Origin of the sequence: Malikia spinosa, assembly GCF_002980625.1 — a bacterium.
GTDB lineage: Bacteria > Pseudomonadota > Gammaproteobacteria > Burkholderiales > Burkholderiaceae_C > Malikia > Malikia spinosa.
This window is the reverse complement of the sequence record NZ_PVLR01000068.1, coordinates 1-12,612: the sequence shown is the minus strand read 5'-3', so window position 1 is coordinate 12,612 and position 12,612 is coordinate 1. Positions and strand designations below refer to the sequence as shown.

Sequence of the window (12,612 nt, the reverse complement as noted above, 5' to 3'; positions counted from 1 at the left end):
GATGCCGTAGCCCGGAAGTGGGAAGTCCCTTCGTATTCGGAAAATAAAGCACGCTAAGCCGGTGGCAGCGGTCGCAATGGCCTGAACTTCCCCGCACCGACCTTGGCACTGCTGCGCCATAGGTAATCGCCGGTCAGGTTGATATGCTCCCACCCCAGCGGTGACAGATATTGCAGCAACGTGTCGTCCAGCGCCTTGCCGTGGGCACGCAAAGCACTGGTGGCACGCTCCAGATAGACCGTGTTCCACAACACGATGGCCGCCGTCACCAGATTGAGGCCGCTGGCCCGGTAGCGCTGCTGCTCAAAACTGCGGTCGCGGATTTCACCCAATCGGTAGAAGAAGACCGCCCTGGCCAGCGCGTTGCGCGCCTCGCCCTTATTCAGCCCCGCATGGACGCGGCGGCGCAGCTCCACGCTTTGCAGCCAATCCAGAATGAACAGCGTGCGCTCGATGCGCCCCAGCTCGCGCAGGGCGACGGCCAAGCCGTTTTGGCGCGGATAGCTGCCGAGCTTGCGCAGCATCAGCGAGGCCGTCACCGTGCCCTGCTTGATCGAAGTGGCCAGCCGTAGGATTTCATCCCAATGAGCGCGAATAGCCTTGATGTTCAGCCTGTCGCTGCTAATCATCGGCTTGAGTGCATCGTAGGCAGTATCGCCCTTGGGAATGAACAGCTTGGTGTCGCCCAGGTCGCGGATGCGCGGCGCGAACCGGAATCCCAGAAAGTGCATCAGGCCGAACACATGATCGGTGAAGCCCGCCGTGTCGGTGTAGTGTTCCTCGATACGCAAGTCAGACTCGTGGTACAGCAGGCCATCGAGCACATAGGTCGAGTCGCGCAAGCCGACGTTGACCACCTTGGCGCTGAAGGGCGCGTATTGGTCGGAGATATGGGTATAGAACGTCCGCCCAGGGCTACTTCCATACTTCGGATTGATATGCCCGGTGCTCTCTGCCTTGCTGCCGGTTCGGAAGTTCTGGCCGTCCGACGATGACGTGGTGCCGTCGCCCCAGTTTCCGGCGAAGGGTTGTCGAAACTGTGCGTTCACCAGCTCGGCCAGCGCCGTCGAATAGGTTTCGTCGCGAACGTGCCAGGCTTGCAGCCAAGACAGCTTGGCGTAGGTGGTGCCAGGGCAGGACTCGGCCATCTTGGTGAGCCCAAGATTGATACCATCAGCCAGAATCGTCGTCATCAGCAAGGTTTTGTCCTTGGCCGTGTCGCCGGTCTTCAGGTGTGTGAAGTGGCGCGTGAAGCCCGTCCATTCATCGACCTCCATCAGCAACTCGGTGATCTTGAGGTGCGGCAGCAACATCGCCGACTGGTCAATCAAGGCTTGCGCGGCGTCTGGCACCGCTGCGTCCAGCGGCGTGATCTTCAGGCCCGATGCAGTGGTGATGATGGCATCCGGTAAGTCGTTGGTCGCCGCCATGCGGTTGACTGTGGCGAGTTGCGCCTCCAATAATTCCAGTCGGTCATGCAGATATTGGTCGCAGTCGGTGGCCACGGCCAGTGGCAATTCGCTGGCCAGCTTCAGGGTGGCGAACTTCTCGATCGGCACCAGGTATTCGTCGAAGTCCTTGAACTGGCGCGAACCCTGCACCCAAACATCACCAGAGCGCAGTGCGTTCTTCAGCTCCGACAGGGCGCATAACTCGTAGTAACGCCGGTCAATACCCTCGTCGGTCAGAACCAGCTTTGCCCAGCGCGGCTTGATGAATGCGGTTGGCGCATCGGCGGGCACCTTGCGCGCGCTGTCGCTGTTCATGCCGCGCAGCACGTCGATGGCATCGAGCACACCCTTGGCGGTGGGCGCGGCGCGCAGTTTGAGCACGTCCAGGAACTGCGGCGCATAGCGGCGCAGCGTGGCGTAACTCTCGCCGATATGGTGCAGGAAATCAAAATCGGCAGGCCGCGCCAGCGTTTGCGCCTCGGTGACGCTGGCGGCGAAGGTGTCCCACGGCATGACCGCTTCGATGGCGGCGAACGGATCGCCGCCGCTTTGTTTGGCTTCAATCAGCGCCTGACCGATGCGCCCATACATCCGCACCTTGTCGTTGATCGCCTTGCCGGAAGCCTGGAACTGCTGTTGATGCTTGTTCTTGGCCGCATTGAACAGCTTGCCGATGATGCGGTCGTGAAGGTCGATGATTTCATCAGTGACGGTGGCCATGCCCTCGATGGCCAGTGCTACCAAGGTGGCGTAACGCCGCTGCGACTCGAACTTGGCCAGGTCGGCGGGCGTCATCTGGCCGCCCTCGCGGGCGATCTTGAGCAAGCGGTTTTGGTGTACCTGCCGTTCGATGCCAGCAGGTAGGTCAAGCGCCTGCCAGGCTTTGAGGCGTTCGATGTGTTCAAGCATGTGGCGCGAGTTCGGCTTGGCGGGCGATTGGCGCAGCCACGCTAGCCACGTCATTTTGCTACCATCCTTGCGCTTGAGCAGTTCGTCCAGGCGCTGGCGATGGACAGGTATCAAGGAATCGGCCAATGCCGCATGGATGCTCCGGTTGGCACGGGTAATGGCCTCGGCGCTTGCGCGCTCGATGGCATTCATGGCGGGTAGGATGATGCTCTGCCGCCGCAGGTTTTCAACAAGGGTGCTGGCCAGCACAATGCCTTTGTCTGTTTGCAAGGCCAGTTCGGTCAATGTATGCACGGCTTGCCGGTAGTGACTCATGGTGAAGGGCTTGAATCCAAACACCGTTTGCAGCTCGACCAAGTGCTCCCGCCGTGTCTGCTCGCGCTGGCCGTAATCGTTCCAGCTTTCCACCGGCACCTTGAGTTGTGCGGCCACCATGCGCAGCAGGGGCGGAAATGGAGGTTCATCGACGCCCAAGAAGATGCCAGGGAATCGCAAGTAGCAAAGCTGCACGGCGAAGCCCAATCGATTCGCGGCGCCGCGACGCTGACGGATCACCGACAGGTCGGTTTCGTTGAACGTGTAGTGCCGTATCAGTTCGTCTTTGGCATCTGGCAGTGCCAGCAGACTTTCGCGCTCGGTGGCGGACAGGATTGAGCGGCGTGGCATGGTCAGTCTTCCCGCAGGTACTGGTACAAGGTTTCGCGGCTGATGCCGAAGTCACGGGCCACCAAGGTTTTTTGGTCGCCTGCCGCAACTCGCCGTTTCAACTCGGCAATTTGTTCGCTGTTCAGCGATTTCTTTCGTCCCCGGTAGGCACCGCGCTGCTTGGCCAGCACGATTCCCTCGCGCTGACGTTCGCGGATCAGGGCGCGCTCGAACTCAGCAAAGGCTCCCATGACCGACAGCATCAGATTGGCCATCGGTGAGTCCTCGCCGGTGAACGTCAGCCCTTCTTTGACGAACTCCATGCGCACGCCCCGTTGTGTCAGCCCTTGGACGATGCGGCGCAGGTCATCAAGGTTGCGTGCCAACCTGTCCATGCTATGCACCACCACGGTGTCGCCCTCGCGGACGAAGGCCAGCAGCCTTTCAAGTTCGGGACGTTGTGTGTCCTTGCCTGAAGCCTTATCGGTGAATACCTTGCCGACTTCTATTTGTTCCAGTTGTCGATCAGGATTCTGGTCGAAGCTGCTGACGCGGACGTAGCCGATACGTTGACCTTGCAAGATGCCTCCAAAGGTAAAAATGTCAGGATGAAATCTATTACCCTTGGCTGAATGTGTCAATAAATATAAATTCACACTCTACTCTGACGTTGTTTGTGCTCAACATCTGACATCAGGTTAGGGCATGCCTCAATCTGACGGCTGCGAACCGCCAGGGACAGGCGCAATGTCAGATTCTGTCGCGGCCTTGGCGCGTGCCTGGAAGCGTTCATAGCAATCCAGCCCGCAGAAATGTTCGACGTATTCCGCGCCTTCCGGGGTGAAGGCGGCATCGAGCGGAATTTCTTTGCAGCATACGCAGCAGGTGGTGCAACTGGCAGTGTTCGGGGCGTTTGCGTTCATGGTGGTACTCCTCCAGATTGGTAGCGAAGCTCAAAGCTGCCCACTCTCGGCTGGCTGGGAAGCGGTCATGATCTTCCCTTGAAGGCCCGCAGCAGCCGCGTCACAGACAGGACAAACAAGCCGGTCAGCGTGAGGGCTGCAATACCCCAGTGCTCCCCGATGAACGCGCCGGCCGTCGTGCCGGCTAGCACAATGGCGAGAATCGGCAAATGGCAGGGACAGGTGAGCACGGCCAGCGCGCCCCACAAGTAGCCGGTGATCGGTTTGTGCGTCTCAGACGGCAAGTGCTCTGGGCTGTTCATGGCAGACTCTCCGCGTGCTGTGTCGGTTCGGTTGGCATGGCGGCCAGTTGCATTTCGAGGCTGGCCAGGGCCTCGCGCCGACGCTCGACGAGTTGCCGCAACACGGCAAGCTGCGCAGACGCACCGTCACCGTCCGCAGCATCCAGCGCCCGGCACAGCCGCGCCAGTGCGTCCAGGCCGATACCCGCTTCGAAGGCAGCCCGTACAAAGCGCAGCCGTTGCAACGCGGTGTCATCGAACAAGCCGTAGCCGCCCGTGGTGCACGCGACCGGCCGTAGCAATCCGCGCAGCAGGTAGTCGCGCACGATATGCACGCTCACCCCGGCATCAAGGGCCAGCCGGGACACTGTGTAGGCGCTCATTGAACACCTCCTTTTCCTCATCCGGCGCAGCACGAAAGCTGCTTCACGTCCTTGCTGAAGGTCTGCGCCGCGAGCTTCAGCCCTTCGACCATGGTCAGGTAGGGGAACAATTGGTCGGCCAGTTCCTGCACGGTCATACGGTTGCGAATGGCGAGCACCGCCGTCTGGATCAGTTCACCCGCTTCCGGGGCCACCGCTTGCACGCCGATGAGCCGTCCGCTACCTTCCTCGATGACCAGCTTGATGAAGCCGCGTGTGTCGAAGTTGGCAAGCGCACGCGGCACGTTGTCCAAGGTCAAGGTGCGACTGTCGGTCTCGATCCCGTCGTGATGTGCTTCCGCCTCGCTGTAGCCCACGGTGGCGACCTGCGGGTCGGTGAACACCACGGCCGGCATTGCGGTCAGGTCCAGGGCCGCATCGCCGCCAGTCATGTTGATCGCAGCACGGGTGCCGGCCGCTGCCGCCACATAGACGAACTGAGGCTGGTCGGTGCAGTCGCCAGCCGCATAAATGTGTGGCGTACTGGTGCGCATGCCCTTGTCGATGACGATGGCCCCCTGCGCATTGGCAGCGACTCCCGCCGCTTCCAATGCCAGGCTGCGCGTGTTCGGTGCCCTGCCAGTGGCGACCAGCAGCTGGTCGGCGCGTATTTCACCGTACCCGGTGGTCAGCACGAATTCGCCGTCCACATGCGCGACCTGGCTGGCTTGCGTGTGTTCCAATACCTTGATCCCTTCGGCACGGAACGCGGCTGTAACGGCCTCGCCGATGGCCGGGTCTTCGCGGAAGAACAGCGTGCTGCGTGCCAGGATCGTCACTTTGCTGCCCAGCCGGGCAAAGGCTTGCGCCAGTTCCAGCGCCACCACAGACGAGCCGATCACGGCCAGGCGCTCGGGAATGGTGTCGCTGACCAGGGCCTCGGTGGAAGTCCAGTAGGGTGACTCTTTCAGGCCCGGAATCGGCGGCACGGCCGGGCTGGCACCCGTGGCGACCAGGCAGCGGTCGAACGCCACCACACGCTCGCCGCCATCGTTTAAACGGACGGCAAGGCTCTGGTCGTCCTTGAAACGCGCTTCACCATGCAGCACGGTGATGGCCGGGTTGCTGTCCAGGATGCCTTCGTACTTGGCGTGGCGCAGCTCATCGACGCGCGCCTGCTGCTGGGCCAGTAGTTTGCTGCGATCAATCGCAGGCACAGTCGCCGCGATGCCACTGTCGAATGGGCTTTCACGGCGCAAATGGGCGATATGGGCAGCGCGGATCATGATCTTGGACGGCACGCAGCCGACATTGACGCAAGTACCGCCGATGGTGCCGCGCTCGATCAGCGTGACGTTCGCACCTTGCTCGACGGCCTTCAGCGCCGCCGCCATCGCGGCTCCGCCGCTGCCAATAACGGCGACGTGCAGTCCGTCCCCATCACCACCAGCCTTGTCGCCACCGCCCAGCCATCCCAGCGCCTTGCCAAGCAGTCTGCCCCGCGCTGAAGTGGATGGGGCATCGGCGGGTGTGGCCTTGTAGCCGAGGCCGGCCACAGCGGCGGTCAGCGCCTCTGGCGAGGTGCCGGGATCGGTGGCGAGTTGCGCGGAGCCTTTCGGGTAGGACACGAGCGCCGACAGCACGCCCGGCACTTTCTCCAGGGCGTCCTTGACATGTGTCGCGCACGAGTCGCAGGTCATTCCGGTGATATTCAAATACATTGCATCGTTCCTTTTCGTTTCGGCAACTGCCAATGCAGTTAGCCGTGTTTGGGTGGTAGTTCGCAGCGGCGGTTGGCCGGTGAGAGCAGATCCCAGATCGACACCCCGATCATCAAGGCCAGACCGACATAGAGGAGGTTCGCCGTCCACCAATTGCCAAAAAACAAGAGCATGGCCGCCAGCACGATGGCTGGGCCGACCATCCCGAGCAGGCTGCGGTACCATTGCCGATGACTCAGCCAGCCCAGTGCATTCGCCAGCAAAGCCACGACTGCGAACAGCGGCAGCAGCTTGGAGATAAACAACCCTTCGTATTCCTGTAGAAAGCCAAGGCCGATGGCCGCGCCCAGGCTGGCGATAGCCGGGAAACAGGCAGCGCATCCCATCGCGGAAACAACGCTGCCAAGCGCGCCAGCCTTGTCGGCAATGCGTGTAATCAGTCCCATGATCGCCCCAGGTTCGGGTTCAGTGGCTCACTGCTTGACGCTGGACGGATAGCCCGCGTCTCCGGTTGCCTTGGTCAGCTTCTGCACGCTGGTCTTGGCATCATCGAACGTGACAACCGCTTCGCGTGTCTCGAAGGTCACGTCAATTTTGCTGACGCCTTCGACCTTGGAAATCGCCTTCTTGACGGTGATCGGGCAGGTGGAGCAGGTCATGCCCGGTACGGACAGCGTGACGGTCTGGGTGGCGGCCCACACGGGGGCAACAACGGCAGCGAGGGCGAGGGCGGCAAACAGTTTTTTCATGATGAACTCCTGTGATTAATAGAAAAATGGCATGACGTAGGGAAATCCGAGCGCGACCAGGACCAGCGCGGCCACGATCCAGAAAATGAGCTTGTAAGTAGCTCGCACTTGGGGAATCGCGCAGACCTCACCCGGTTTGCAGGCTTGCGCCGGGCGGTAGATGCGCCGCCAGGCGAAAAACAGCGCGACCAGCGCTGCGCCGATGAAGATCGGGCGATAGGGTTCCAGCACCGTCAGGTTGCCGATCCATGCCCCGCTGAACCCCAAGGCGATCAAAACCAGCGGCCCCAGGCAGCAGGCCGACGCAAGAATGGCGGCCAGCCCACCGGCGAAGAGCGCGCCGCGCCCGTTTTGTGGTTCAGACATACGCTTGTCCTTTCAAATTTGGTTTGGATAGCTTAAGCTTACTTCCGTAGTTATGTACGGAGTCAAGCGATATGCAAATTAATTTTGAGAATCTGACCATTGGCGTTTTTGCCAAGGCGGCCGGGGTCAATGTGGAGACCATCCGGTTCTACCAGCGCAAGGGCCTGCTGCCGGAGCCAGACAAGCCCTATGGCAGCATTCGCCGCTATGGCGAGGCGGATGTAACACGAGTGCGGTTCGTGAAATCGGCCCAGCGGCTGGGCTTTAGCCTGGACGAAATCGCCGAGCTACTGCGGCTGGAGGATGGCACCCATTGCGAGGAAGCCAGCGGCCTGGCCGAGCACAAGCTCAAGGATGTGCGCGAGAAGATGGCCGACTTGGCACGCATGGAGGCCGTGCTGTCTGAACTGGTGTGCGCCTGCCATGCGCGGAAAGGGAACGTTTCCTGCCCGCTGATTGCGTCACTGCAAGACGGAACGAAGCTCGCTGCATCGGCGCGGGGGAGTCACGGGGTGACTACGCCTTAGCGTGCTTTATTTTCCGAATTCTGAGACGACCCCTGCTGGAAGTAAAGATAGTGATTTATTACTATCCTAGTTCCGCCAAAGACACTTGTCAAGGTATTGCCGATGTACTGGCGAGCATACCGCCTGCTCGCCAGCAGCACCGCGCATCAGGCCCCGGGGTGCAATTGAACCCAGCACTCCAGTCCCCCTGCAGGAGGACTGATCCACTGCAGTCTCCAGCCATTGGCCTTGGCGAGTTCCTTCACAATGGCCAAGCCCAGACCAACACCGCCTGTACCCTGGCTACGTGACGCCTCCAGCCGTTGAAAAGGTTGCTGCATCCTGTCGAGTTCTGTTTCCGGAATCCCGGGTCCCTGATCCAGCACACCGATGCGCACGCCTTCCGGCCTCTGTTCGCACACCAGCGTCACCGGAAAGCCAGCGGCGTAGCGTTGGGCGTTCTGAATCAGATTGCTCAGTACCCGGCGCAGTGCCATCGGGGCAGCCCAAAGCTGATGCAGCTCACAGCGAACCATCAGCGGAGTGTTGTCATCCCTGAAATCTTCCTGCAGTGCCGAGAACAGCGCAACTATGTCCACCAGTTGGGATGGTTCAGCCTGTAAACCACGGGCCAGCTCCATCACTTGCGAGATCAGTTGGTTCATCCGTTCCACCTCTCGCTCCAACCGATCCAACAGGGCCGGGTTGGGCGCGTCGCGCAACAGTTCCAGTGTCAGTCTCATCCGCGTCAAAGGAGTACGCAAATCATGCGACACCCCAGCCAGCATCGTCGTGCGAGTGGTCAACAACACTTGCACCTGAGTGACCATGGCATTGAACTGGTGAATGACGGCGGCCAATTCCTGTGGCCCGTCTGCCGGTAACAGGGAGGGGGTGTCGCCATCCCCCACGGTAATCATGGCGTGGTTCAACGACGACAGAGGCTGCACGATACGACCGGCCAACCATCGCGCGCTCCACCACGACAGCCACAGACTGAACAAGAGCCCCAGTCCCAAAGCCACCACAGGCCGGCTTTCGTTGCGGCTTTCTGGCCAGCCCAAGGCCAGCAATTGACCGCCTACGGGAATGTTGATCCAGTACCAGAGCTCATCCCCTTTTTGTTCTGGCATCAAATGCGAGGGCTGTGGCAAACGCCGGTTCATGGCTTGCTCGAACAAGTACACAAACGGCGGGTGCAGAGCTGGCGAGGCGTCGTACGCCTGCGCTGGCCGAATGTCCAACTGGTGGCTGGTGCGCAGTTCCTCTACAAAGGCTGGGCGGGTTTCTGGTGGCAGTTCGGACCAGGTTTGGGCCGACAACACCACCAGGCCTGCCAGGTCATCGGCCGCGCGGCGTGCCAGGGGTAGCACCAGCAAGTACATAAAGACGATCACCAGCACAAGCTCCAACAGCACGAACATGGCGGTCAACCACAGGGTGTACTGTCGCAGCAGGCTGCGGCGTCCTCTCATGCCTGGCCGCCTTCAGGGTTGAACAAATACCCCTCACCGCGCACGGTGCGTATGTACCGTGGGGCGGCCGGATCGGTTTCAATTTTTTTTCGCAGCCGGGTGACACGGTTATCAATGCTGCGGTCAAAGGCGTCACGTTCATAACCCTTGAGGAGGCTGATGAGCGTGTCACGAGACAGCACTCGATGCGGCCGCCGAACCAGGGCTTGCAGCAGTTCGAATTCAGCTGTCGTCAAGGCCAGGTCTTGATCGCCTCGCTTGAGGGTCCGCGCGCCTGCATGAAGACGAAACGGTCCGAATGTCCACTGTTCAGGCGATGGTGTGGTCACCGCATGCGTGGGGTGGGAGCCCTCTTGTTCGGCGCTCGTGCAAGGTGGTGGATGCCGACGCAACAAGGCACGCAGTCGGGCTAATAGTTCGCGAGGACCAAACGGCTTCGGTAGGTAATCGTCAGCGCCTACCTCCAAGCCAATGATGCGGTCCATTTCTTCGCCACGGGCCGACAGCATGAGGATGGCCACATCCCAATGTGATTTGACGAACCGGGTCAACGACAGGCCGTCTTCGCCAGGCATCATCAAGTCCAGCACCAGAACATCTGGGCGTGACTGACTCAACATTTGGCGCAAGGGTGCACCGCCTTCGGCCACACCGACTTCAAAGCCGTTCTGACTCAGGTAGATGCTGAGCAATTCTCGAATGTCGCTGTCGTCATCGACGATCCAGACCAATGGCGCGGCAGGTTGACTCATTCGATAAGTTTATGCAGTGAGACCGTCAGGAGACGGGAGAAGGTGAGCGCAGCACACCAAAACCTCGGCTGCGAAGTTGTCTGGTGAGGTCAACGGTCCGTGCGCCTTCGCCGACAAGACCCCATAGTCCGGGCCAGTCAATTCACTGTACCACTTGAGAGCGAGCATGCTTTCAGTGAGACAAACCGCGACACAAGGCGACACACCATGACACAACAACCGCGTACCGGCATACAGCAGCGACATGGCGGGCGCACGATACATCCATCGAACACGACACACCATGAGAAAACTGCTGCACGCTACGTTGATGGGTTTGTTGCTGATGTTTGTCAGCGGTGGCTTGGGTGCTGCTGAAGTTGCCGAGACTGGCAACAACGCACAGCCTGGCTTGAACCTGGCCTTGCCGCGTCAGACTGGGGTGGACCGCAGCAATCTTTCACCCGTCTGGCCGACACGTTCATCCGAAGCACAGCCTCAGCACTTGCCGTACGGCAGTGGATACGAGGTGCGCCGAGGCCAGCGTGCCGAAAGTGGCATCAGCCATGGTGGAGGCGCAGCGCCGATGGGGCGGCATGGCGCAGGTCGTGGTCGGTAAACCTTGTCCAAGTTCACCGAGAAAGGTCGACACCATGAAAAACGCATATTGCTGTCCTGAAAGGCAGAGGAGTCCCGCATGAAGAACTGGAAACACATGGCCCTTCTTGCTGCGCTGATCGGCTTGAGCGCGGCCACGCATGCGCAAGAGACACATCGCAAGATGCACAAGTACGGCGCAACCGCAGGTCAGCAGGCTGGGTCAGGCAGTCATCAAGGCTCCGGAGCGGGCCAAGGTAGCCAGAAGCGCGGTCAATCCCCTGGCCGAGATGCCTCCCAGATCGGTGGCGAGGATGCTTTGCGAGACCGCATTCGCGTTCATACACCCACCACCTCCACGGTCACTCAGTAATTCCACCGTCTCACTGCGTTTGGAGGCCTGTGAAGTGTGCTCCCGAACACGCGAGGTAGTCATGAAGAAATCGTCTTACATATGGGTCGCATTGCTGGCAGTTGCCAGCACACCCAGCATTGCACAAGAAGCAGGCAAAGTGCTGTCGTCAACGCCCATCGTTCGCCAAGTTGTGGTTCCCCGCCAAGTGTGTCGCACCGAAACCGTGGCGATACAAGAACCCAAGTCCGGGGCGGGTGCCCTGATGGGCGCCATTGCTGGCGGAGCCATCGGGAATGCCATCGGCGACGGAGGGGGGCGAGCCGCTGCCACCATGCTGGGTATCGTCGGCGGCTCGATGCTGGGTGACACGATCGAAAACCAACCAGCAGCGCAGCTGCAACAGGTTCAGCGCTGCAGCTGGCAGCAAGTCTATGAAAACCAGGCCATCAGCTACCAAGTGGTGTACGAATACGCCGGGAAATCATACAGCGTGGAATGGCCAACGGATCCCGGTGCCACCATCCCACTGCAAGTGAGTCCTGCCGGCCCTGGACCATCAGCATCGCAACCGGCCCCCCTCGTTGTGGAACAACCCGTGTACACGCACCCTTACGCCTACACCCCGTCAGTGCGGATTCTGTGGGGACTTGGTCGCTGGCCAGGCCCTTATGGACACCACTGAAATCTGAACATTCATTCACTGCAAGGAAATTCACATGAAAAAAACTATTCTTCACGCAACATGGGCCACTGTCGCTGCCCTTTCATTGGTGGCGTGCGGTGGTGGTGAGGACGCCTCACCGCAGGGCGGGCCTCCCATCGTGGTCAACGCCGATGGCACAACCAACTTTGACAGCACCATACTGGCAACCAGCCTGTCGGCCCTCTCCCTAGAAGATTTGAGTGACGCGGAAAAAACGTCGCTGGCTTACATGCGGGAAGAAGAAAAGCTGGCACATGACGTGTACACCCAACTGGACACGGCATGGGGCGGCCAAGTCAAGGTATTCGGCAACATCGCCAAGAGCGAGGCTACGCACACTGAAGCAGTTCGACAACTGCTCCTGCGTTATAGCCTGACAGACCCGGCAGCCAATCTGTCGGCAGGGGTGTTTGCCAATGCCACCCTGCAGCAGCTCTACTCTGACCTGCTGGTGCAGGGCACCCCTTCACTGGTCGCAGCCTTGCAGGTGGGTGCACAGATTGAAGAGCTGGATATCGTCGATATCGAGACGGCTCTCGAGACTGTCGACAACCAGGACATCCGTCTGGTCTATGACAACCTCATGAAGGGTTCGAGGAACCACCTGCGATCATTTGCGAAGACGCTCGCGCAACAAGGGGCGGCATACACGCCGCTGTACTTGAGCCAGGATGCGTACACCGCGATCGTGAGCGCGCCGATCGAGCGTTGACCTGTGGAGGGCTTGTTCGAGCTCAGGATTCCACGGGGTCTCTTTAACCCGATTGAGCGGCTGCTGCCCGACCCGCCACCAGGACGGGTCGGGCAGGCTGCCAGTCTCAGAACTTGATGTTCAAGC

At 60.4% G+C, this 12,612-nt stretch carries 16 protein-coding genes; 5 read left to right on the top strand and 11 right to left on the bottom strand.

Annotation, left to right across the window (positions count from 1 at the left end; all coding sequences use genetic code 11):
- Positions 1 to 53: 53 nt before the first annotated feature.
- The 9 genes from C6P61_RS16865 to C6P61_RS16820 all read right to left on the bottom strand — a co-directional run bounded on the left by C6P61_RS16865 (position 54) and on the right by C6P61_RS16820 (position 7,407).
- Positions 54 to 3,026, bottom strand: coding sequence for a Tn3 family transposase (locus C6P61_RS16865; RefSeq protein WP_105731065.1), 2,973 nt, complete (start codon positions 3,024 to 3,026; stop codon positions 54 to 56).
- A gap of 2 nt (positions 3,027 to 3,028) precedes the next feature.
- Positions 3,029 to 3,586, bottom strand: coding sequence for a recombinase family protein (locus C6P61_RS16860; protein ID WP_001162010.1), 558 nt, complete (start codon positions 3,584 to 3,586; stop codon positions 3,029 to 3,031).
- 129 nt (positions 3,587 to 3,715) lie between these two features.
- Positions 3,716 to 3,928 (bottom strand): DUF3330 domain-containing protein, encoded by a 213-nt coding sequence (locus tag C6P61_RS16855; protein WP_000993245.1) that lies wholly within the window; start codon positions 3,926 to 3,928, stop codon positions 3,716 to 3,718.
- A gap of 65 nt (positions 3,929 to 3,993) precedes the next feature.
- Positions 3,994 to 4,230 carry a broad-spectrum mercury transporter MerE gene (merE, locus tag C6P61_RS16845; protein WP_001087807.1) on the bottom strand — a complete coding sequence of 79 codons (237 nt, stop codon included), beginning with the start codon at positions 4,228 to 4,230 and terminating at the stop codon, positions 3,994 to 3,996.
- A complete protein-coding gene (merD, locus tag C6P61_RS16840) occupies positions 4,227 to 4,592 on the bottom strand; it encodes a mercury resistance co-regulator MerD (RefSeq protein WP_105731064.1) in 366 nt (121 codons plus the stop codon). The genes merE and merD overlap by 4 nt, the downstream gene beginning before the upstream one ends.
- Before the next feature lie 17 nt (positions 4,593 to 4,609).
- Positions 4,610 to 6,292, bottom strand: coding sequence for a mercury(II) reductase (gene merA / locus C6P61_RS16835; RefSeq protein WP_003055149.1), 1,683 nt, complete (start codon positions 6,290 to 6,292; stop codon positions 4,610 to 4,612).
- Positions 6,293 to 6,330: 38 nt separating this feature from the next.
- On the bottom strand, positions 6,331 to 6,738 hold the full coding sequence (merC, locus tag C6P61_RS16830; RefSeq protein ID WP_000522993.1) for an organomercurial transporter MerC: 408 nt from the start codon (positions 6,736 to 6,738) through the stop codon (positions 6,331 to 6,333).
- Between the two features lie 27 nt (positions 6,739 to 6,765).
- Positions 6,766 to 7,041, bottom strand: coding sequence for a mercury resistance system periplasmic binding protein MerP (gene merP, locus C6P61_RS16825; RefSeq protein ID WP_000732276.1), 276 nt, complete (start codon positions 7,039 to 7,041; stop codon positions 6,766 to 6,768).
- Positions 7,042 to 7,056: 15 nt separating this feature from the next.
- Positions 7,057 to 7,407 (bottom strand): mercuric transport protein MerT, encoded by a 351-nt coding sequence (locus C6P61_RS16820; RefSeq protein ID WP_001294660.1) that lies wholly within the window; start codon positions 7,405 to 7,407, stop codon positions 7,057 to 7,059.
- Between the two features lie 71 nt (positions 7,408 to 7,478).
- Here C6P61_RS16820 and merR point away from each other — a divergent pair, with 71 nt between their 5' ends.
- A complete protein-coding gene (merR, locus tag C6P61_RS16815) occupies positions 7,479 to 7,934 on the top strand; it encodes a mercury resistance transcriptional regulator MerR (RefSeq protein ID WP_001166628.1) in 456 nt (151 codons plus the stop codon).
- A gap of 146 nt (positions 7,935 to 8,080) precedes the next feature.
- Here the strand turns inward: merR and C6P61_RS16810 are convergent, their stop codons facing one another.
- Both C6P61_RS16810 and C6P61_RS16805 read right to left on the bottom strand, forming a co-directional pair.
- Positions 8,081 to 9,388, bottom strand: a complete 1,308-nt coding sequence (locus C6P61_RS16810) for an ATP-binding protein (protein ID WP_105731063.1) — start codon at positions 9,386 to 9,388, stop codon at positions 8,081 to 8,083.
- On the bottom strand, positions 9,385 to 10,140 hold the full coding sequence (locus tag C6P61_RS16805; RefSeq protein ID WP_105731062.1) for a response regulator: 756 nt from the start codon (positions 10,138 to 10,140) through the stop codon (positions 9,385 to 9,387). Before C6P61_RS16805 ends, C6P61_RS16810 begins: the two co-directional genes overlap by 4 nt.
- A 283-nt stretch (positions 10,141 to 10,423) precedes the next feature.
- Here C6P61_RS16805 and C6P61_RS17825 point away from each other — a divergent pair, with 283 nt between their 5' ends.
- The 4 genes from C6P61_RS17825 (at position 10,424) to C6P61_RS16800 (ending at position 12,486) form a co-directional block, all read left to right on the top strand.
- Positions 10,424 to 10,738 carry a hypothetical protein gene (locus tag C6P61_RS17825; RefSeq protein ID WP_146115087.1) on the top strand — a complete coding sequence of 105 codons (315 nt, stop codon included), beginning with the start codon at positions 10,424 to 10,426 and terminating at the stop codon, positions 10,736 to 10,738.
- Between the two features lie 78 nt (positions 10,739 to 10,816).
- The gene (locus C6P61_RS17820; protein ID WP_146115086.1) at positions 10,817 to 11,089 is read left to right on the top strand and encodes a hypothetical protein; all 273 of its coding nucleotides are present in this window, start codon (positions 10,817 to 10,819) and stop codon (positions 11,087 to 11,089) included.
- A 61-nt stretch (positions 11,090 to 11,150) separates the two neighbouring features.
- Positions 11,151 to 11,753 carry a glycine zipper 2TM domain-containing protein gene (locus C6P61_RS17815; RefSeq protein ID WP_146115085.1) on the top strand — a complete coding sequence of 201 codons (603 nt, stop codon included), beginning with the start codon at positions 11,151 to 11,153 and terminating at the stop codon, positions 11,751 to 11,753.
- 34 nt (positions 11,754 to 11,787) lie between these two features.
- A complete protein-coding gene (locus tag C6P61_RS16800) occupies positions 11,788 to 12,486 on the top strand; it encodes a DUF2202 domain-containing protein (protein ID WP_105731061.1) in 699 nt (232 codons plus the stop codon).
- The last annotated feature ends 126 nt before the right edge of the window (positions 12,487 to 12,612 follow it).